This is a genomic window from Streptomyces sp. NPDC017202 (genome assembly GCF_044331705.1).
Classification (GTDB): domain Bacteria; phylum Actinomycetota; class Actinomycetes; order Streptomycetales; family Streptomycetaceae; genus Streptomyces.
In genome coordinates this window covers 84,406-103,453 of the sequence record NZ_JBIRNP010000017.1, presented here as the reverse complement: position 1 = coordinate 103,453, position 19,048 = coordinate 84,406, and the positions used below count along the sequence as shown (strand labels likewise).

At 71.6% G+C, this 19,048-nt stretch carries 16 protein-coding genes; 7 read left to right on the top strand and 9 right to left on the bottom strand.

From position 1 onward, the window contains the following. Positions 1-14: 14 nt before the first annotated feature. A complete protein-coding gene (locus tag ACH4N1_RS27030; RefSeq protein ID WP_398100897.1) occupies positions 15-1,589 on the bottom strand; it encodes a 4-hydroxyphenylacetate 3-hydroxylase family protein in 1,575 nt (524 codons plus the stop codon). 198 nt (positions 1,590-1,787) lie between these two features. On the opposite strand from ACH4N1_RS27030, the gene ACH4N1_RS27025 reads away from it, so the two are divergent. Further along, entirely contained in the window at positions 1,788-3,125 is a 1,338-nt protein-coding gene (locus ACH4N1_RS27025) for an extracellular solute-binding protein (RefSeq protein ID WP_398100895.1), read from the top strand. Positions 3,126-3,245: 120 nt separating this feature from the next. On the opposite strand, the gene ACH4N1_RS27020 is transcribed toward ACH4N1_RS27025, so the two are convergent. Continuing rightward, positions 3,246-4,631, bottom strand: a complete 1,386-nt coding sequence (locus ACH4N1_RS27020; RefSeq protein WP_398100893.1) for a condensation domain-containing protein — start codon at positions 4,629-4,631, stop codon at positions 3,246-3,248. 179 nt (positions 4,632-4,810) lie between these two features. On the opposite strand from ACH4N1_RS27020, the gene ACH4N1_RS27015 reads away from it, so the two are divergent. The 6 genes from ACH4N1_RS27015 (at position 4,811) to ACH4N1_RS26990 (ending at position 10,688) form a co-directional block, all read left to right on the top strand. Then, entirely contained in the window at positions 4,811-6,049 is a 1,239-nt protein-coding gene (locus ACH4N1_RS27015; RefSeq protein WP_398100891.1) for an acyl-CoA dehydrogenase family protein, read from the top strand. Between the two features lie 23 nt (positions 6,050-6,072). Further along, the gene (locus tag ACH4N1_RS27010; protein WP_398100889.1) at positions 6,073-7,458 is read left to right on the top strand and encodes an FAD-binding oxidoreductase; all 1,386 of its coding nucleotides are present in this window, start codon (positions 6,073-6,075) and stop codon (positions 7,456-7,458) included. A 117-nt stretch (positions 7,459-7,575) separates the two neighbouring features. Next, entirely contained in the window at positions 7,576-7,935 is a 360-nt protein-coding gene (locus ACH4N1_RS27005) for a YciI family protein (protein WP_398100964.1), read from the top strand. 94 nt (positions 7,936-8,029) lie between these two features. After that, on the top strand, positions 8,030-9,226 hold the full coding sequence (locus tag ACH4N1_RS27000) for an acyltransferase family protein (protein WP_398100887.1): 1,197 nt from the start codon (positions 8,030-8,032) through the stop codon (positions 9,224-9,226). 36 nt (positions 9,227-9,262) lie between these two features. Continuing rightward, positions 9,263-10,480, top strand: coding sequence for a cytochrome P450 (locus ACH4N1_RS26995; RefSeq protein ID WP_398100885.1), 1,218 nt, complete (start codon positions 9,263-9,265; stop codon positions 10,478-10,480). Between the two features lie 10 nt (positions 10,481-10,490). Further along, positions 10,491-10,688, top strand: a complete 198-nt coding sequence (locus tag ACH4N1_RS26990) for a ferredoxin (RefSeq protein WP_398100883.1) — start codon at positions 10,491-10,493, stop codon at positions 10,686-10,688. Positions 10,689-10,931: 243 nt separating this feature from the next. On the opposite strand, the gene ACH4N1_RS26985 is transcribed toward ACH4N1_RS26990, so the two are convergent. The 7 genes from ACH4N1_RS26985 to ACH4N1_RS26955 all read right to left on the bottom strand — a co-directional run bounded on the left by ACH4N1_RS26985 (position 10,932) and on the right by ACH4N1_RS26955 (position 18,890). Next, on the bottom strand, positions 10,932-12,473 hold the full coding sequence (locus ACH4N1_RS26985) for an MFS transporter (RefSeq protein WP_398100881.1): 1,542 nt from the start codon (positions 12,471-12,473) through the stop codon (positions 10,932-10,934). A gap of 118 nt (positions 12,474-12,591) precedes the next feature. Beyond that, positions 12,592-13,845 carry an RNA polymerase sigma factor gene (locus ACH4N1_RS26980; RefSeq protein ID WP_398100879.1) on the bottom strand — a complete coding sequence of 418 codons (1,254 nt, stop codon included), beginning with the start codon at positions 13,843-13,845 and terminating at the stop codon, positions 12,592-12,594. 187 nt (positions 13,846-14,032) lie between these two features. Then, positions 14,033-14,821, bottom strand: a complete 789-nt coding sequence (locus tag ACH4N1_RS26975) for an SDR family oxidoreductase (protein ID WP_398100877.1) — start codon at positions 14,819-14,821, stop codon at positions 14,033-14,035. Between the two features lie 83 nt (positions 14,822-14,904). Further along, positions 14,905-15,273, bottom strand: coding sequence for a YciI family protein (locus ACH4N1_RS26970; RefSeq protein WP_398100875.1), 369 nt, complete (start codon positions 15,271-15,273; stop codon positions 14,905-14,907). Positions 15,274-15,425: 152 nt separating this feature from the next. Next, complete coding sequence (locus ACH4N1_RS26965) at positions 15,426-16,442, bottom strand: alcohol dehydrogenase catalytic domain-containing protein (RefSeq protein WP_398100873.1); 1,017 nt, start codon at positions 16,440-16,442, stop codon at positions 15,426-15,428. Then, positions 16,439-17,677, bottom strand: a complete 1,239-nt coding sequence (locus ACH4N1_RS26960) for a cytochrome P450 (protein ID WP_398100871.1) — start codon at positions 17,675-17,677, stop codon at positions 16,439-16,441. Before ACH4N1_RS26960 ends, ACH4N1_RS26965 begins: the two co-directional genes overlap by 4 nt. 37 nt (positions 17,678-17,714) lie before the next feature. Continuing rightward, positions 17,715-18,890 (bottom strand): acyl-CoA dehydrogenase family protein, encoded by a 1,176-nt coding sequence (locus ACH4N1_RS26955; RefSeq protein WP_398100869.1) that lies wholly within the window; start codon positions 18,888-18,890, stop codon positions 17,715-17,717. Between the last annotated feature and the right edge of the window lie 158 nt (positions 18,891-19,048).

Sequence of the window (19,048 nt, the reverse complement as noted above, 5' to 3'; positions counted from 1 at the left end):
TCCGATGTGTGGAATCAGCTGTCGAGAAGGTCCTGAACGGATTGCCGCAGGTCGGGGAACGAGGAAAGGTCCGGCACCGTCCATCCGCTGAGGTCGTACTCCGCCATGCACTCGTCGACGAGCGCCTTGTAGGAATCCACCTGACCGTTGGCCAGCTGCGAGAAGAGCAACTCGATCCGAGTGTTCTCGTGGTTTCCCGCGTAGTTGCGCTCGTAGAGTTCATGGCGCCCGCCGAACTCGCTGCCGACGGCGTCCCACAGCAGTTTCATCAGCTTGACGCGCTCGACCGCCTCGACGCCGCCAGAACCGCGGACGTACTTGTCCAGATAGGGCCGGATCTCCGGATTGGCGAAATCCCGGGAGCTGGAGTTGACGTAGATCAATCCGCTGGCCACGTCCTGCAGGACGATCTCCCTGATCCGCGGATAGCCGACCTGCATGAACCAGCGGTACGCGAGACCGTACTGCGGGTTGGGCAGCACCGCCCCGTTGTGCCAGGCGACCGGGTTGCGGGCGGCGGCGTCCGACAGCCCCCAGAACAGATTGCGCCAGGCCAGCACCTCGCCGATACGGCTCTGCACACCCCGGAAGTCGCTCGTCCCGGTGATCTCCAGGGCCTTGGCCAGCAGGCCGGCGATGAACTCCAGCTTCACCGCGAGCCGCGTGCAGCCGTGGAAGGTGAAACGCTCGATGAAGCCCGACTGGCCGGTGAACATGCGGATCTTCTCCGGCTGCCCGTAGACGAAGACGTTCTCCCAGGGGATGAGCACCTTGTCGAGCACCAGGATGGTGTCGTTCTCGTCCAGCCGCGAGGACAGCGGATAGTCGAAGGGGCTGCCCGTCGCCGCCGCCGTCGCCGTGTAGGACGTGCGGCAGATCAGCTTCATGCCGGGGGCGTTCATCGGCACGGTGGCGACCAGCGCGAAGGTGCGGTCCTTGATCGGCAGACCGTAGTGGGCGATGAAGTTGTAGTGCGTCAGCGCCGACCCGGTCGCCACCACCTTCGCCCCGGACACCACCAGGCCGGCGTCCGTCTCCCGCTCGGCGTGCACGAAGACGTCGGCCACCTGGTCCGGCGGCAGCGAGCGGTCGACCGGCGGATGCACGATCGCGTGGTTCCAGTACAGGACCTTCTCCTGCGACTCCGCGTACCAGCGGCGCGCGTTGTCGGCGAACGGCTCGTAGAAGTCCGCGTTCGCGCCGAGCGTGCCGAGGAACGACGCCTTGTAGTCGGGACTGCGGCCCATCCAGCCGTAACTCAGCCGGGCCCAGGCCGCGATGGCCTGCTGGGCGCCGACCAGGTCCTCGCTGCTGCGGGGCGTGGTGAAGAACCGGTGCGTGAAACCGTCGCTGCCGGAATCGGTGGGCGCCGTCAGCACCGGGCGCTGCCGCGGATCGTGCAGGGCGTCGTAGAGCCGGGCGACCATCCGGGCCGGATTGTGGAACGCGGGATGCTCCGTGACGTCCTTGACGCGTTCCCCGTAGAGGTAGATCTCGCGGTCGTCGCGGAGGCTGTCGAGATATTCCCCACCGGTCAGCGGGCGGGTCTTGCGTCCGTCCCCGACACTGCTGTCCCCACCCTCGGTCATCAGACGCCTCCCGTTGCCACCGCCTCGAAGGAACACCTCAGAGCGTCGCACCCCGAACACCCGCCGGGCTTCTCCCAAGATGCGCGGCCCGGACGCCGTGGACCGGCCGACTCGGCAGTCTCGGAGATGCTCCGGCGGGGACCGGTGCAAATCATGGGCAGGGCCCGTCCGGCAAGACCTCCGAAGGAGAACACCGGAATGCGGAACCGCATCGACATTGACATCTGGGTGCCGCTCTACCCGTTCATGCCGTACTTCCTCGACCGGACCCGGGAGTTGGCCGAGCAGTTCATCTCCGCCCATCCCGAATACCGGATCCACGTCACCGGAAAGGACTGGCTGTCGCTGCCCCAGGCCGTGCACGACGCGGCCCGCGAAGGTGCCGCTCCGACCATCGCGCAGTACTTCTACACCTCGACCCGAGAGGCCCTCGACGCCCGACGGCCGGACGGGGGAGCGCTGTTCACGCCGGTGGAGCGGGCGATCGCGGGCCGCACCGAGATCCTCGGCGAACCGGTGGTCCTCGACGACGTCACCGCGGCGGCCCGCCGGTACTACACCTTCGACGGCGAGGTGGCGGCCATGCCCCCGCTCACCTCGACCACCCTGCTCTACGCCAACACCGACCTGCTGGCCCGGGCCGGTGTCGACGACGTCCCCCGGACCTGGGCAGAGCTGGAGGCCGCCTGCCGGGCCGTCGTCGCGCTGCCCGACGGCCCGGCCCACGGGGTCAACTGGCCCAACCACGGCTGGCTGTTCCAGCAGGCGGCGGCCCAGCAGGGCGCGCCGCTCGCCGATCACGACAACGGCCGGTCCGGCCGCGCCGAGACCATGACACTCGACTCGGACGCGATGCTGGCGTACTTCCACTGGTGGCGACGGCTCCACCGGGACGGGCTGTACCTCTACCGAGGCAGGCCGACCGCCGACCGCAGCGACTGGGACGCCAACTTCGCCGCCTTCGCCGAACAGCGGGTCGCCTTCACCCTCACCACGTCGGTCGAGGCCGAGCGCATGATCGGAGCCGGCCGCGACGGCGGCTTCACCGTCCGAGCCTGCCGGATGCCCCACAACGAGCAGGTGCCCTACGCGGGCAACGTGATCGGCGGTGACGCCCTCTGGCTGGCGGACGGCCTGGACCCGGACACGCTCGACGGGGCGCTGGCCTTCATGCAGTTCCTCAACGCCCCCCGGGCCGCCGCCGACCGCCACCGGGACACGGGCTTCATCGCGGTCACCGACGGCGCGATCCGACTGCTCGACGAGGAGGGGTGGTTCAAGGAGAACCCGCACTTCCGCACCGCCCTGGACCAGCTCGCGGCCAACGACGGCTCACCCGCCGCGCAGGGCGCGGTGCTCGGCGACTTCGCCGGCATCCAGGACGTACTGACCCAGGCCATGCACGACGTCCTGGTGACCGACGTGGACGTGCGCGACCGGCTGACCCGGGCCAACGCCCAGGCCCAGCAGGTGCTGGACGACTACACCGCCGCCTGCCGCGGACTCCGTCCCCAGGGCCCGATCCGGGTGGGCTGACCGGACGGGGTGCGGGGCGACCCGGTGGCGGCCCCGCACCCCGCCCGCCTCTCCGACCCAGGGCCTCTCGTCGGGATCGGGCCGGGCTCGCGGAGTCCGGCCCGATCCCACCGAAAGACCCTACGGCTCACCGCGCAGATCCAGCGGCGCGTCCGGCGCGGTGACCACCTCCGACAGGAGACGCCGGAACCGGTCCACCATCGCGGCCACCGAACTCTCGTCGTACAGGTTGCTGTTGTACTGGATGCCCGCGACGACATCGCCCGCCGGATCGAGGTTGAGCGTCCACAACGCGCCGTTCGGCACGTCCGAGCACACCGGCTGGGAGTCCAGCCGGCGCCGTATCTCGGTGTACTCGACGTCGCCGATACCCTCCCCGTCCAGCACGAAGGGGAACGGGAACACCTGGAAGACACAGGCGGCGCGGTCGTCCTCCATGACCGGCTCCATCAACTCCGGCGCCTCCGCCAGAATCTGCACGAACGGGATGTCGTGCGAGTACGCCTCCAGACAACTGGCCCGGACCCGGGCCACCACCTCGCGGAAGTCCCGGCACCCGGCCAGCTCGGTACGGAGCGGCAGCAGGTTGAGGAACGGCCCGACCGTGTGCTGGAACTCCTCCCGCTCGCGCCCCGGTGAGAACGTCGGCACCACCACGTCGGTACCGCCGCCGGCCCGCTGGACCAGGAGACAGAAGGCACCCAGCAGCACCATGAAGGGCGTACTGCGCAACGACCTCGCCATCTCCAGCACCCGTGACACCAGGGGGGCGTCGATCGTGAAGCGGTACACCGCCGTGGACTCCGGCAGACCGGACGACTTCGGCCGGTCCGTGGGCACGGACATGACGCGGGCACCCGCGAGCCTGTCCCGCCAGAAGTCCCGCGACCGCTGCGCCGCCCCGCTCTCGGAGAACGCGCGCTGCCAGGTCACGAACTCCCGGTAGGGGAGCGCGGGCGGCGGTTCGGGCACGGCGCTCCCGCGCCGCGCGGCGTAGCGGAGCGCCAGGTCGCGGATCATCCGCCGGACCGACCAGCCGTCGGCCGCACTGTGGTGCACGATGAGCGCCAGAACCGCGCTCTCCTCGTCGAAACGCAGCAACGTCGCCTTGAACAGGGGAAGTTCACGCGCGTCGATGGTGCCGGACTCGACCTCGGTCAGCAGCCGCTGCGCGGCCCGCTCCCGGGCGTCCGCGTCGAGGCCGGCCGCCTCGCGCACCTCCAGCCGCCCCCGCATCGGCGGGCGGACCTGCTGGTACCACTCCTCGGCGCCCCGGACGACGACGGTGCGCAGCGCCTCGTGACGTGCCACGACATCGTCCAGCGCCTGCTGCAGGGTGTCGACGTGCACCTTTCCGCGCAGCCACCAGCCATGGACGATGTGGAACCGCGGGCCGAACGGCCCCTCGTCGTCACCCCTGTCGAATCCGTAAAGGAACTCCTGGTTGTAGGAGAGCGGAATCCGGCCGACGGATTCGCCGGCCTGTGGCTCCATGTCAGGGCTCATGGGGGTTTCGTCCTCCCATCGGGATCGGCCCAACCGTGCGGGGAACCCTAGCCGCCGGCTTTTCACCGGGGTTCTTCCGGCATGCTGGCAATCCGAAAGATGTGCCGTCCCCTTGCCGCATGTGACCGTGGCTGCCAGCCCATCCGCCCCTGGAAGAACGGCTAAGGAGCTGCGCTGGAATGACGGCCGCCACGATTCGCGCATCCGAACCGCCCTCCCCGCCCGAACCCGACGTGACCCCCGCCGAGATCATCGCCAGGGCGGAGGCGATCGCGCCGACGCTCGTGGCCCGCCAGGCCGAGACCGAGCAGCGCACCTACTACGCCCAGGACACCCATGAGGCGTTCGCCGACGCGGGCTTCTACCGCATCCTGGTCCCTCGGCGCTACGGCGGCTACGAGTTCGGCATCGACACCTTCCTGCGGGTGTCGACCGCACTCGCCCGCGGCTGCCCCTCGACCGCGTGGATGTTCTGCCTCGGCGCGACCCACGCGCTCCCGGTCGCCTCGCTGTTCGGCGAGCGGGCGCAGGCCGAACTCTTCCGCGGGGGTGACTTCATCTGCCCGGCGACCATCGTGCCGAGCGGCACGGCACGGCGGCTGCCGGACGGGGACTGGGAGATCGACGGGACCTGGAAGTACTGCTCGGGAGCGCCGTACGCGACCCACTTCCTCGGCCATGTCCTGGTCGCCGGCGACGACGGGGAACCGCCGGCACCGATGCTGTTCGCCGCCCCCCGCAGCGCGTTCCGCCGGCTCGACGACTGGGGCGGCCAGCTCGGCCTCAAGGGCAGCGGATCACACAGCATCGTCATCGACAACGGCAGGATCCCCGCGCACTTCACCCTGCCCGCAACGCACATGAGCGAGGTCGACACCACCCACGGCACGCCGGGCAGCCGCCTGCACGGCAACCCGGAGTACGGCGGCGGCCCCCTCAGCTTCATGCTGCTGGAGGTCGCCTCGCTCGCGGTCGGCATGGCCCAGGGCGCCCTCGACGCCTACGAGGAGCTGATGCGCGCGCGGACCACCCTGTTCCCGCCGGTCACGACCCGGGCCGAGAACCCCGACTACCAGCTCTGGTACGGAGAGGCGGCCGGGCTCGTCGCGACCGCCGAAGCCGCCGTCCGGCAGGCGGTCCAGCAGTGGCACGACCTGTGCGCCGCCGGCCCGGGCGCCTTCAGCCGGGAGCAGGACCTGCGCCTGGCCACCGTGTGCCGCGAGGTGATCCGGATGTGCTGGCGTGCCGTGGAGGGCCAGCTGTTCCCCACGGCCGGTTCCAGCGCGGTCCGCCAGGGCGAGCGCGTCGAGCGGGTCTGGCGCGACCTGTCCACGCTCCACAGCCATGCCGGAGTCGGCGTCCTCCTGCGGTCCGTGACCACACGGGACCTGGCCCGCGCCCGGTTCGGCATCGCCTAGCCCTCCACGAAAGGAACCCTCGCATGACCCGGACCGAGCCGCCGGCCCTGACGATCGCGCGCCCCGGGGAGGCGCCGTTCGCCGCGGCGACCGCCGTGTTCAACCTGGCCGCCCCGGTCCGCCCCGCCGCGGCGGTCACCGTCCGCACCGCCGAGGAGGCGCGGGCCGCCGTGCGCCACGCGGTGTCCGAACGGCTGTGGGCGCGGCCGCTCACCAGCGGCCACGCCTCCTCCTCGGCCCGCCCGATGCGCGACTCGCTGCTGATCCGCACCGAGCCGGCGGGGCCGGTCGAGATCGACGCCGGGGCCCGAACCGCCCGCGTCCCGGCCGGGACGCGCTGGGGCGCTGTCGTCGAGGCGGCCGCCGCGCACGGACTGGCCGCCGCGCACGGGACGTCGGCGACCGTCGGCGTGGTCGGCTACCTGCTGCGCGGCGGCATCGGCGTGTACGGACGGCACACCGGACTGGGCGCCAACACCGTCCGGGCCGTCGAACTCGTCACCGCGGACGGCGCGGTGCGGCGCGTCGACACCACGTCCGACCCGGAGCTGTTCTGGGCGCTGCGCGGCGGCGGGGGCGGCTTCGGCGTGGTCACCGCGGTCGAGATCGGCCTGTTCCCCGCGGCCCAGGTGATCACCGGTGCGGCGTTCTGGCCGGCGGCGCACGCTCCGAAGCTGTTCACCCGATGGATCCGCTGGACCCGCGACGCCCCCTCGACCGTCACCACGGCGCTGCGGGTGATGAACCTGCCGGACGTGCCCGGGATCCCGCCCGAGCTGACCGGGGGAGCGGTGGTGTGCCTGACCGGCACCGTCCTCGCCCCCACCGACCACGACGCGGGAAGCGCGCGGCAGCGGGCCGAGGACCTGCTCGGACCGCTGCGAGCCGTCGCCCAGCCGCTGCTGGACACCTGGGGCGCCGCCGCGCCGCAGGCCGTGGTCCAGGCACACATGGACCCGCCCGACCCCGTGCCCGTGGTGGGCGACCACCTGCTGCTCTCCCCGCTCGACGGGGACGGCGTCGACACCTTCCTCCGGCTGCTCGGCGAAGGATCGAGGTCGCCCCTGGTCAACGCCGAACTGCGGCAGCTCGGCGGCGCCTTCGCGGCGCACGAGCCGAACGGCGGTGCCCTCAGCCGCCTCGACGCGGCGTTCGCCTTCACGGCCGGCGGCCTGGTGACCGATCCGGCCGCACGGGCCGCGATCGAGGCCCACTGCGCCAAGGTCCGCTCGGCCCTGGCCCCCTGGGACACCGGGTGGACCGCGCCCACCCTGGTCGAGCGGCTCGACCAGCCCCAGCGGCACCTCACGCCCGACGCGGTCGCCCGTGTGGACGACGTCCGCCGCCGGATCGACCCCTCCGGCGTCTTCCGCCACGACGTCCCTCCGGGCGCCTCGGCCCGCTACTGAGAAAAGGGATCAACTCGGGGCTCCCACGATGTCGAATCCCGGCCATCGGCACCGACCTACGGACGAGTGACGTCTGTAGGGGGCGTCCGTGACGTCAGGAGCGCAGGTGTGAAGTACATGCTGATGCTGCACATGGACCCCGCCGCATGGAACGTCCTCACGGACTACGCCCGCGAGGAGTTCGTGCAGCGACACCGCGCCTTCCACAAGAGCGTCGCGGAGGAGGGCGAGCTGGTCGCCGGACACACCCTGGCCCACGTGTCCCAGAGCACCGTCGTCCGTGTGGCCGACGGTGCCGTGTCGGTCTCCCGCGGTCCGCTTCTGGCCCATCCGGTCCAGTTCTCCGGCTTCTACCTGATCGACTGCGAAACCGCCGAGCGGGCTCACGAGCTGGCCGCCCTCCTCCCCGAGGCCCGCATGGCGGGGCTGGGCATCGAGGTGCGGCCGATCATGCTGCCGTCCGGCATCGAGATGTGACCGGCCGGGCGCGCGACCGCGTGGCGGCGCGCGCCCCGCCGGGAGACCGAACCGTGTCGCCCAGCCGTCCACGACCTGGAGAAAGAGGTTGCACATGAGTTCGCCGTCAGCGGCCCCACCGAGAACACTGCGCTCGCTGGAGGGCCTGCGGGCCATCGCCGTGATCTTCGTCTTCGTGAGTCACGCCCTCGTCCTCGGGGCCTTCACCGACCAGGACGCCTCCTCCGTCCTCAACACCCTGACGGGTGAGGGACGTATCGGGTTCCTCGCGGTCTCGTTCTTCTTCGTCCTCAGCGGATTCGTGCTCACCTGGTCGGCCAAACCGGGACAGAGCGCGGTGGGCTTCTGGCGGCGCAGGCTGATGCGCATAGGCCCCGGCCACCTGCTGATCGCCGTCATCGCACTGAGCCAGTTCGCCGCCGCGGGCGAGACGATCAGGTGGGGCCCCGCGGTGGCCAACCTCTTCCTGGTGCAGAACTGGTGGCCCGAACAGGACCTGATCCTGTACCAGTTCAACGGCGCCACCTGGACGCTCGCGGTCGAGCTGCTGTGCTACGCGTTCTTCCCCCTGCTGCTGCGGCTGGTCAACCGGCTCAGCACCCGCGCCCTGTGGTACGGGATCGGCGGCCTGGGCCTGACCGCGATCCTGATCCCGCTGGTCAGCTACCCGCTGCTGTCCGGGTTCCCGCCGAGCGCGTTCTATCCCGCGGGGTCCTGGCCGCAGCTGTGGGCGCTGTACTTCTTCCCGCCCGTCCGCTCGATCGACTTCGTCATCGGCATGTTCCTCGCCCGGATCGTCGCCACCGGACAGTGGCCCCGCATCCGGATCATGCCGGCCGTCCTGGTCAACCTCGGCGTCTTCCTCCTGCTGTTCCACCTGCCCATCCCCTTCGGGATCGCCGCGCTCTACCCGCTGCCGGCCGCGCTGCTGATCGGCGCGCTGGCCACCAGGGACCTCTCCGGCAAGGGCACGGTGCTCGGCGGGCGGTTCATGGTGTGGCTGGGGGAACTCTCCTTCTCCTTCTACATCATCCACCTCACCGTGATGTTCGCGGTGCACGCGGCGTTCGCCGGCGACCTGGTGGGATACGCCCACGCCTACACCCGGACCTCGTTCGACACCCCGACCGCCATCGTGTTCATCATCGGCCTCTACGCCCTGTGCGTCGGGCTCGCCTGGGTGCTGAGCCACACCGTGGAACGGCCGGCCATGCGGCGGTGGAGCCGCCCGGCGTCACCACGCACCCCCCGCAGGCCGGAAACGACGCCCCAGCCTCAGCCCCAGCCCTGACCCCCCCCCACACACACACCGTGATCGGAGACCGCCATGGCCGACGCCGCCGACATACCCGAGACCACCGAGCACCCGGCCTACCCGATGCGCCGGACGTGCCCGTACACGCTGCCGGACGGATACCGCGAACTTCGTGAACGCCCGACCATGGGCAAGGTCAAGCTGCCCAGCGGACGGCTCGCCTGGGCCGCGACCCGCTACGAGGACGTCAAGGCGATGCTGGGCGACAACCGCTTCAGCTCCGACCTGCGCCACCCCGGCTACCCGGTGATGATGGACCACCAGGTCCCCGCGCCCGAGTTCTCCACCTCGCTGGTCGGGATGGACCCGCCGGAGCACACGCTGGCCCGGCGCGCGGTGGCCAACGACTTCACCCCGCGCAGCGCCAGACAGCTGCGGCCCCGGGTCCAGGAGATCGTCGACGAGTACATCGACCGGCTGCTGGACGGGCCCCGTCCCGCCGATCTGATCGAGGCGTTCGCCAACCCGGTGCCCCTGCTGCTGATCTGCGAGCTGATCGGTGTGCCCTTCGCCGACCGCGACTTCTTCCTGCGGATCTCGCACACCGTCATGAACGCCACCACACCCGAGGCCGGCGTCCAGGGCATGGCGGAGCTGATGGGCTACATGGACAAGCTGGTCACCGACAAGGAGCGCGAACCCACCGACGACGTGATCGGGCGGCTGGTGGTACGACGCGGCGAGCCGGGCGTCCCCGACCATCGCGACCTCGTCGCCATGGCGTTCATGCTGCTGATGGCCGGCCACGAGACACCCGCCAACCTCATCGGCCTGGGCGCCATGATGCTCCTGGACCGCCCGGACCTGCGCAAGGCGCTGAGCGACGACCCCTCGCGCTGGCCGGCGGCCGTCGACGAGCTGCTGCGGTACTTCACCATCGCGGAGATCGCCAACTCCCGGGTCGCGCTGGCCGACGTCGAGATCGGCGGGGTGCGGATCGCGGCCGGCGAGGGCGTGATCGGTCTGACCGTGGGAGCCAACCGGGACCCGGAGCGGTTCGCGGACCCCGACGCCTTCGACCTGGACCGCGGGGACCAGCGCAGCCTCGCCTTCGGGTACGGCACGCACCAGTGCCTCGGCCAGCACCTGATGCGGATGGAGCTGGAGGTGGCCCTGTCCACCCTGTTCGCGCGCATCCCCGAGCTGCGGTTGGTCGATCCCGTCGAGAAGCTGCGGTTCAAGGAGGAACACGTCAACTACGGCCTGCACGCGCTGCCGGTCACCTGGTGAGGGGGAGCGCATGCGGATCCGCAGCAACCCCGACACCTGCATCGGCGCCGGCCGCTGCTTCCTCACGGCACCGGAACTGTTCGACCAGAGCGAGGCCGACGCCACCGTCGTCGTCCTGGTCGACCAGGTGGCGGGCGACCGGCTGGACAAGGCGCGCGAGGCGGTCGACGACTGCCCGACACGCACGCTCTACCTGACCGAGGACTAGGTCCTGTCGTCAAATTCCTGCCGTCCGCCTGGAGGGCGGGCTCTGCGGCGTCAGGTGCGTGCTCTCGGCGTGCCGGGCCCTGATCCTCGTACTGGACGTACTCGGGTCAGGGCCCGGTGCGGCGAGAGTGCGTGCATGGCGCCGCGGGGCAGGCGGGAATTTGACGACAGGACCTAGGACCGGGCCCCCGACGACCGAGACCGACGCGGAGCCCTCGGGCCCCGCGTCGCTCATCGGGTCAGGTCATTCGCCGGCCGCGCGGCTCGCCCGCTGGAAGTAGACGCCCGCCAGGACCGCGAGCAGGACGAAGACCGCGGTGGAGACGGCGGCGACCGCGTTCAGCCCGCTCACGAACGCCGCGTGCGCCGAGTCCAGCAGCGCGGCCGAGGCGTCGGAGCCCAGGTGCGAGGCCTCGGCGGAGGCCCCGGCGACGGTCTCCCGCGCCCGGTCCGCGGCGGCCTCGCTCATCCCCGCGGGGATGGCGTCGTCGACGCGGTGGCTGTACACCGCGGAGCCGATCGTGCCGAGGACCGCCAGCCCGAGCGCACCGCCGAGGTAGTTCGCCGTCTCCGCCATCGACGCGGCGGAACCCGCGCGCTCCGGCGGCACCGAATTGACCACCAGACCGGTGCCGAGCGCGAACAGCGGACCTGCCCCCATTCCGATGATCGCGGTGCCGAGCACCGGCAGCCAGGCGCCGTGGTCGTCGTTCACCACGGTCAGCACCGCCGCGCCGGCCGCGGAGAGGAACATGCCGCCGATGATCGCCGTCCGCGGCGTGATCACGCGGGTCAGGGCCGGCGTGGACATGGTGCCCACCGCCATGAACAGGCCCATCGGCATGAACCACAGAGCCGAGGCCAGCGCCGAGTAGCCGAGCACCGTCTGCAGCTGCTGGGTGACGACCAGCGCCGTTCCCGCCAGGACCATCCCGGCGAGCGCCAGCGCTGTCAGGATGAGCGTGAACGAGCTGTTCGCGAAGAGCCGGAGGTCGAGCAGCGGGTCGTCGCCGCGGAGCTGACGACGCACGAACAGGGCGCCGAACACGCCGCCCGCGATCAGCGCCACGCCCGCGACGAGCGTGCTGCCGCTGCCCAGCGAGAACACCTTGATCGCGTACACCAGCGGCAGGATCCCGAGCAGGGAGAGCACGACGCTGGTGATGTCCAGGCGCCGCGCCTGCTCGGGACGGAACTCCGGCAGCAGCACGGGTCCGGCGATCAGCACCACCGCCGCGACCGGGACGGACAGCAGGAACACCGCGCCCCACCAGAACGGGACGAGCACCACGCCGCCGAGCACGGGCCCGACGGCGGCTCCCGTGAAGGTGCAGGTGGCCCAGATCGAGATGGCCTTCCCACGCTGCCTGTCGTCGCGGAAGATGTTGGTGATCAGGGCGAGAGTGGACGGCATCAGCGTGGCGCCCGCCATGCCCTGCACGCCGCGCGCCACGATCAGCATGACGGGGCTGGTCGCCCACGCGCAGGCGAGCGAGGCCAGCGCGAACACCGCCATGCCGATCATGAGGAGCCGACGGCGTCCGATCCGGTCGCCGAGCGTGCCCATGGTGATCACCAGACCGGCCACCATGAAGCCGTAGGCGTCGGTGATCCACAGCTGCTGGACGTTGCTCGCGCCCAGGTCGGCGGTCAGCTCGGGCAGCGCCAGGAGCAGAACGTTCGCGTCGAGCGCGACCAGCAGCGTCGGCAGCGCGAGGACCGCGAGCGCCCACCAGGGCCGTGCTCCGGTTTGTGTGGGGCTTGTTGCCGCCGCAGTGACGGTCATGTCGTGTTCGTCCTCTCGCTCGTCAGAGTGTCGTTCACGACGTCGTCGGAGCGGAGAGCGGAATCTTGCGCCGGATCACGGAACTTTTTTTGCCGGGAGGTCCGCGCGGCGCGGCATGTCAGCCGTCCGGCTTGCCCAGGCGGTCCGCCCGGGACTCCAGGAAGCGCCTCTCCGGGAGGCTGGCCGTGCGCCGCGCCGCCTCCCGGTAGCTCTCGCGGGCCGCGCGGTGGTCGCCGGCCACCTCCAGCAGGTGGCCGCGCACGGCGTGGAGCCGATGATGGTCGGCCACCCGGTCGTCCTCGGCGAGCGGACGCAGCAGGTCGAGACCGGCCTGCGGACCGTGGGCCATGGCCGCCGCGACGGCGTGATTCAGGGTGACCATGGGATTGGGGGACACCTGCTCGAGAAGGCGGTACAGGATGACGATCTGGCGCCAGTCCGTCTCCTCGGCACTCGGCGCCTCGGCGTGCACCGCGGCGATCGCGGCCTGCAACTGGTAGGTGCCCATCGGCCCGCCGGCGAGCGCCTCGGCGGTGAGGGCGATGCCCTCCTTGAGGGCGGCCGCGTCCCAGCGGGCGCGGTCCTGCTCGGTGAGCGGGACGAGGTTCCCGTCGTCGTCGGTACGCGCGGGCCGCCGGGCGTCGGTCAGCAGCATCAGCGCGAGCAGGCCCGTCACCTCCGGGCTGTCGGGCAGCGTGCGGCGCAGCGCCCGGGTCAGCCGGATCGCCTCGCGTGTCAGCTCGACCTGGTGCAGATCGGCGCCGGAGGTGCTGGTGTACCCCTCGTTGAAGATCAGGTAGAGCACGTGCAGGACCACGCCGAGCCGCTGTGGCCGGTCCTTCGGCGGCGGCAGTTCGAACTCCGCGCCCGCCGCCCTGATGCGCTGCTTGGCGCGGCTGATGCGCTGCGCCATCGTCGCCTCGGGCACCAGGAAGGCGCGGGCTATCTGGCTCGTGGTCAGGCCCCCGCACGCCCGCAGGGTCAGCGCCAGCTGGGACGACGGGGACAGACTCGGGTGACAGCACAGGAAGAGCAGGATGAGCGAGTCGTCCTGGTCCGAGGGGTGGAGTTCGGCGGGCCCCGACTCCACCGGCTCGTCCGCCCGCACCATGGCCGCCACGGTCGCCTCCCGGCGCCGGCGGGCGATGTCGCTGCGGGCACGGTCGGCGAGCCTGCGGTGGGCGACCGTCGTGAGCCAGCCCAGCGCGTTGTCGGGCACACCGTCCTTGCGCCATTGCACGATCGCGTCGAGCAACGCGTCCTGGGCGGCGTCCTCGCACTCCTCGAACCGGCCGTAGCGGCGGACCAGGGTGCCCACCACCTGGGGGATCAACTCCCGCAGCGGCGCGCCGACCTCGGTGTCGCGGTTCACCGGGTTCCCCGGCGACGAGCCGGGAGCGCCGAGCGGAGAAGGGATACGGCAGTCATGCGAACTCGGACCATCCCCCGTCGTGCGGCTCGCGGCACTGCCGATCGCCCGGCAGCCGGTGCCGACACAGTACCCCAGGCCGGCCGGGCGATGCCGCTGTGAACCGGCGGGAGCCAGGAGGACGGCCGAGTCAGTGGTGGTATTCGCCGCAGTTGACGTCGAGGCAGTGACCCGTGACGGCGCGCGCCATGTCCGAGGCCAGGAAGACCACCGCGTCGGCGGTCTCCTCGGGACTCTGCAGACGGCGCAGATCCATGTCGGCGGCCACCTCGTCGTAGCCCTCCCGCAGGGACATGCCGCGCGCGGCGGCGAGCTCCCCGACGAAGCCCTTCACCTTGTCGGTCCACATCGGGCCCGGCGCCACGCTGTTGACCCGGATGCCCTGCGGGCCCAGCTCGGTGGCCAGGCTCTGGGCGAGCGCGAGCAACGCGGACTTGGCGATCTTGTAGGCCCCGCAGGCACGCTTGGAGTGCCGCAGGACCGACGAGTTGACCATGACGATCGAGCCGTGGCTGTCGCGCAGCGCCGGGGTGAACAACCGGGACAGCCGCAGTGCCGCGTAGACGTCCACCTCCATGCCGAGGCGGATGTCGTCCAACGAGGTGTCCGCGAGCTCCGTGTGCGGCGGTTCCACGAGCGCGTTGTTGATCAGGGTGTCGACCCGGCCGAACGTCCCGAGCGCCTCGGCGCACAGCGCCTCGGCGGCGACCGGATCGGTGATGTCGGTCGGAACCGCCAGCGCGCGGCCCCCGGCCTCCGCCACGGCCTTGGCCACCTCGTCGAGGTAGGACGAGGTGCGCGCCGCGAGCACCACGTCGGCCCCGGCCTCGGCACACCGCACGGCGAGCGTCCTGCCGAGCCCGGAGCCCACACCCGACACCACCACGACCTTGCCGTGAAGCAACGCGGGAACTTCCATCAACGTACGTCCTCTCGATGCGGACCGGGCGGACTCCGGGGCAGAAGCGGGGCCCGGGGGCACGAGGGCCCCCGGGCAGGCGGTCACGCCGACGCGTCCTCGCTGAACACGATCGGCCGGACCTCGATCCCCAGGCCCTCGACCGCGGCGTCCGGGATCATCGCGGCGACCTCGTGCGCACGGTCCCGGTCCTTGACCTCGACGACGTAGTAGCCGCCCATGAGTTCCTTGGACTCGGCGTACGGACCGTCGGTCACCGCGGGCACGCCACCGCGCACGCGCACCACGGAGCTGTCGTCCGGGCCGCCCAGGGCCACGGTGCCCACGAACTCGCCCGTCTCCTTGATCTTCGCCATGAACTCGCCGTGGCCCTGGAACACGGCGTTGCGCTCCTCCTCCGACAGGGCGTCCAGGACCTCGGCGTTCGGGTACATCATGATCAGGTACTTCATGGTGCTGCTCCTTGCTCACGTGAGGCGTCGAGCGCGCCTCTTCACCTCTTCGTCGGTGCCGAGGCGCCGTTCTCTACATCGGCGCGAGAAATTTTTTCCCGCGGTGGACCACACGCCCGAACGGGCGCGCCCGACCCGGGCCGGCCACCGCATCAGTACGTCACGACCGCCCGGAACCGGACGTCGCCGGCCGCCGTCCGCTCGACGGCGGCGGAGACCTCCTCCTTCGGGAACACCTCGACGAGCGGCGTGACCGAGCCGCTCGCGACCAGGTCGAGGGCCTCCGTCAGATACCGCAGGCCGTTGTGCGTGGCGCCGATGACCTGCTGGCGCAGCGACCAGAACGGGCTGCCCGGCGCGATGGTGAACGAGCCGTTCGGGTCGATCGTGGCCAGGACGATCCGCCCGCCCGGCCGCAGCCCCTGGAGGGCGTCCGTGGCGGACCGGTAGGAGGTGCCGGTGACGAGGATGACGTCCGCGCCGCCCGCCTCGCGCAGTTCGGCGCCGTCGGCCACCACGGTGCCGGCCCCGAGCCGCACGGCCAGCTCGTGCTTGTCGGGCGAGCCCGTGACGGCCACCGTGTCGAAGCCGCAGGCGCGCGAGAACTGCACCGCCAGGTGCCCGAGCCCGCCGATGCCCAGCACGGCGACCCGCTCATGAGGCCGCGGCCGCGCCGCGCGCAGGGCACTCCACGAGGTGTAGCCCGCGCACAGGACGGGCGCGGCCGCCGTGTAGTCCAGGCCCTCCGGGAGCAGCACCGTGCTCGCCGCCTTGACGGCGAGGTACTCGGCGTGGCCGCCCTGGGTGTTGAGCCCGGTCATCACCGACGCGGCGCAGTTCATCCCCGACTGCCCGGTGAGGGGGAGGTTGCGGCGACAGTAGTCACACCGCCCGCAGGTCTCCTGCACCCAGGTCGTCCCCACCCGGTCGCCGACCCGCCGGCCGGTCACTCCCGGGCCGAGCGCCACGATCTCGCCCGCGGCCTCGTGACCGGTGACCGCCGGACTGAAGGAGGGGAACGGGAAGACGCCCTGCGCGGTCCAGACGTCGTTGTGGCAGACGCCGCACGCGCGCACCCTGACCAGGACCTCGCCCGGCCCCGGCTCGGGCGTGGGGATCTCGCGGATCTCCCAGGGCGCCTTGGGCGCCGCGATGACGGCGGCCTTCATCCGCGGCCCCCCTGCGGTCCCAGGCGCACCGGCAGCGATTCCAGCCCGTTCATGATGAACGTGCTCTGCGGCTTGATCTGCTCGGGACGGACGGCCAGTTCGAGGTCGGGGAAGCGCTGGAAGAGCGCGGGCAGCGCGATCTGGAGTTCGGCGCGCGCCAGCGGCATGCCGATGCAGCGGTAGATGCCGTGCCCGAAGGCGAGGTGGGTCTTGTCCTCACGGGACAGCTCGAACCGGTCGGCACCGGCTCCGTGGACCGAGGGATCGCGGCCGACGGCGGCGAACGCGACCAGTACCGGATCGCCCTGACGTATCGTCACGCCGCCGATCTCCACGTCCTCCGTGGCGAACCGGAACGGCAGGTGGGCCACCGGCGCCTCGGCGCGCAGCGTCTCCTCGATCACGTCGTCCCAGGAGGCCTCCCCCTTGCGCACCAGCTCGTACTGGTCCGGGTGGGTGAGCAGCGCGTGGACCGCGTTGCCGATGAGGTTCATCACCGGCTCGGTGCCCGTGGCGAGCATCAGGTGCAGGGTGCCCACGAGTTCGGACGGGGTCAGCCGGCTGCCGTCCTCCTCCTGCGCGGCGATCAGGTCGCTGGTGAGGTCGTCGCCGGGACTGCGGCGCTTGCGTTCCACGAACTCGTGCATCTGCCGGTGCCAGCGCTCGACGTTCGCCGCCGCCTCCTCGGGGCCGGTCGTCGTGTCGACGTTCACCTCACCGCCGCGCAGCAGTTCGGCGCGCTCCTGTTCGGGGACGCCGAAGAGGTCGGAGATGACCCGGGCGGGCAGCGGATGGGCGAACCGCCGCTTCAGGTTCACGGGCTCACCGGGCGCCGTGCCGGCCAGCTCGTCCAGCAGCTCCGCCGTCGCCCGCTCGATCATCGGGCGCATGGACTCCACCCGGCGCGGCGTGAACGCCTTGGCCGTCAGCCGCCGCAGCCGGCTGTGGTCGTTGCCGTACGCCGTCGTCAGGTTGTCCATCAGCACCCACCCGATCAGCGGGAAGTCCGCGCCGATCTCGCCCCGGCGGAACGCGGGCCAGTGCTTGCGGGGGTCCTTGGAGAACCGCGGGTCGCCCAGGACCCGCAGGGCGGCCTCGTAGCCGGTCACCGACCAGGCCGGTACCGACCCGGGGAGCTCGATCCGGGCCACCGGGCCCTGACGGCGCAGCGCGGCCAGCTCGGCGTGGACGTCGGCACCGGTACGGTCGATGACGGTCGGGGGATGATCGGTCACAACGGCCTCCGGAGATGAGGGCGCGAGCCCGCGTCGGCTACACGTAGAGGGTGTTCGGCTCGAGCCCGCAGGCGATGCGCCCGTACAGCTCGAAGTTGGTGTTCGGGTGCAGGATCGCGTGCAGGCTGAGCGTCTGGACGTCGCGCTCGATGCGCTGGATCGGCACCGTGGTGAAGACCGAGGAGCCGCCGCTGGCGTCGTTGAGGATGTCCACGGCCTCCTTGGCGCGCCGGCAGACCGAGCCCAGGTCGAGCCGGACGCGGGCGCGTTCCTCCAGCGTCCACGGCTTGCCGGCGGCGGCGTTGGCGTCCACCAGGTCGGCGGCGCGCCGGGCGTGGAACTCCGCCTCGTCGATCCTGCTGACGGCCTCGGCGACCTGCAGGTGCGTCACGGGCGCCTCGGCCTGGTTCTCGTACGTGGTGTAGGTGATCTTCCGGCCCGGCAGGCGCTCGAAGAAGCTCTCCTTGGCGGCCCGGGCCAGCCCGACGGCGGGCGCGGAGATCGTGGCGCACGCGGTGGCCATGAACGGCGCCCGGAAGACCGGTGACCCGGCGTTGGCCAGCGAGCGGTGCTGCCCCTGCAGAACCGGGCCCATGGGCAGGACCCGCGCCTCGGGGACGAACAGGTCCCGGGCCACGGTGGTGACGCTTCCGGAGGCGCGCAGGCCCGCCGTGTGCCAGTCGTCGACGATCTCCAGGTCGGCGACCGGGACCGCCACCATGACCGGCTGCGGACCCTCCGGCGTCAGCAGCACCGCCGCGTTCGTGTTCCACGTGCTGTGCAGCACACCCGAGTTGAACGACCACTTGCCGTTCAGCACGATGCCGCCCTCGGCCGGCACCGCGGTCGCGGTCGGGCTCAGGATTCCGGACACCCGCACGCCGGGCTTGGCGAAGATCTCGTCCTGGACCTCGTCCGGGAACAGCCCGGCCATCCAGGTGCTGATGGCGAAGACCGACATGACCCAGGCGGTGGATCCGTCGCCGCGGCCCAGCTCGGCGATCACGTCGACCACCGTGCGCATGTCGCACTCGTAGCCCCCGTACCGGGTGGGAACCCGCAGGTTCAGCAGCCCGGACTCGGTCAGCGCGTCGAGGGTCTCCTCGTGGACGCGCCGGTTCTCCTCCCCCCAGAGCGCGTGCTTCTGCAGCAGCGGCACCAACTCCGCGGCGCGGTCGATGAGTTCCTGCCTGGACGGGATGTCGTTCGACATCGGCTGGTCTCCTCGGGGACTGGTGGTCGGACGATCGGCCCCGTCGAGGCTGGCATTCGGGCGGTACTCCCGCATCTCTCTGGTTGCGGCGCCCGGCGCGGCCGTGCCGTCCGTGACCGGGCGCAATCGGGAAGATGCAGCCCGCCGTGGCGGCGTGT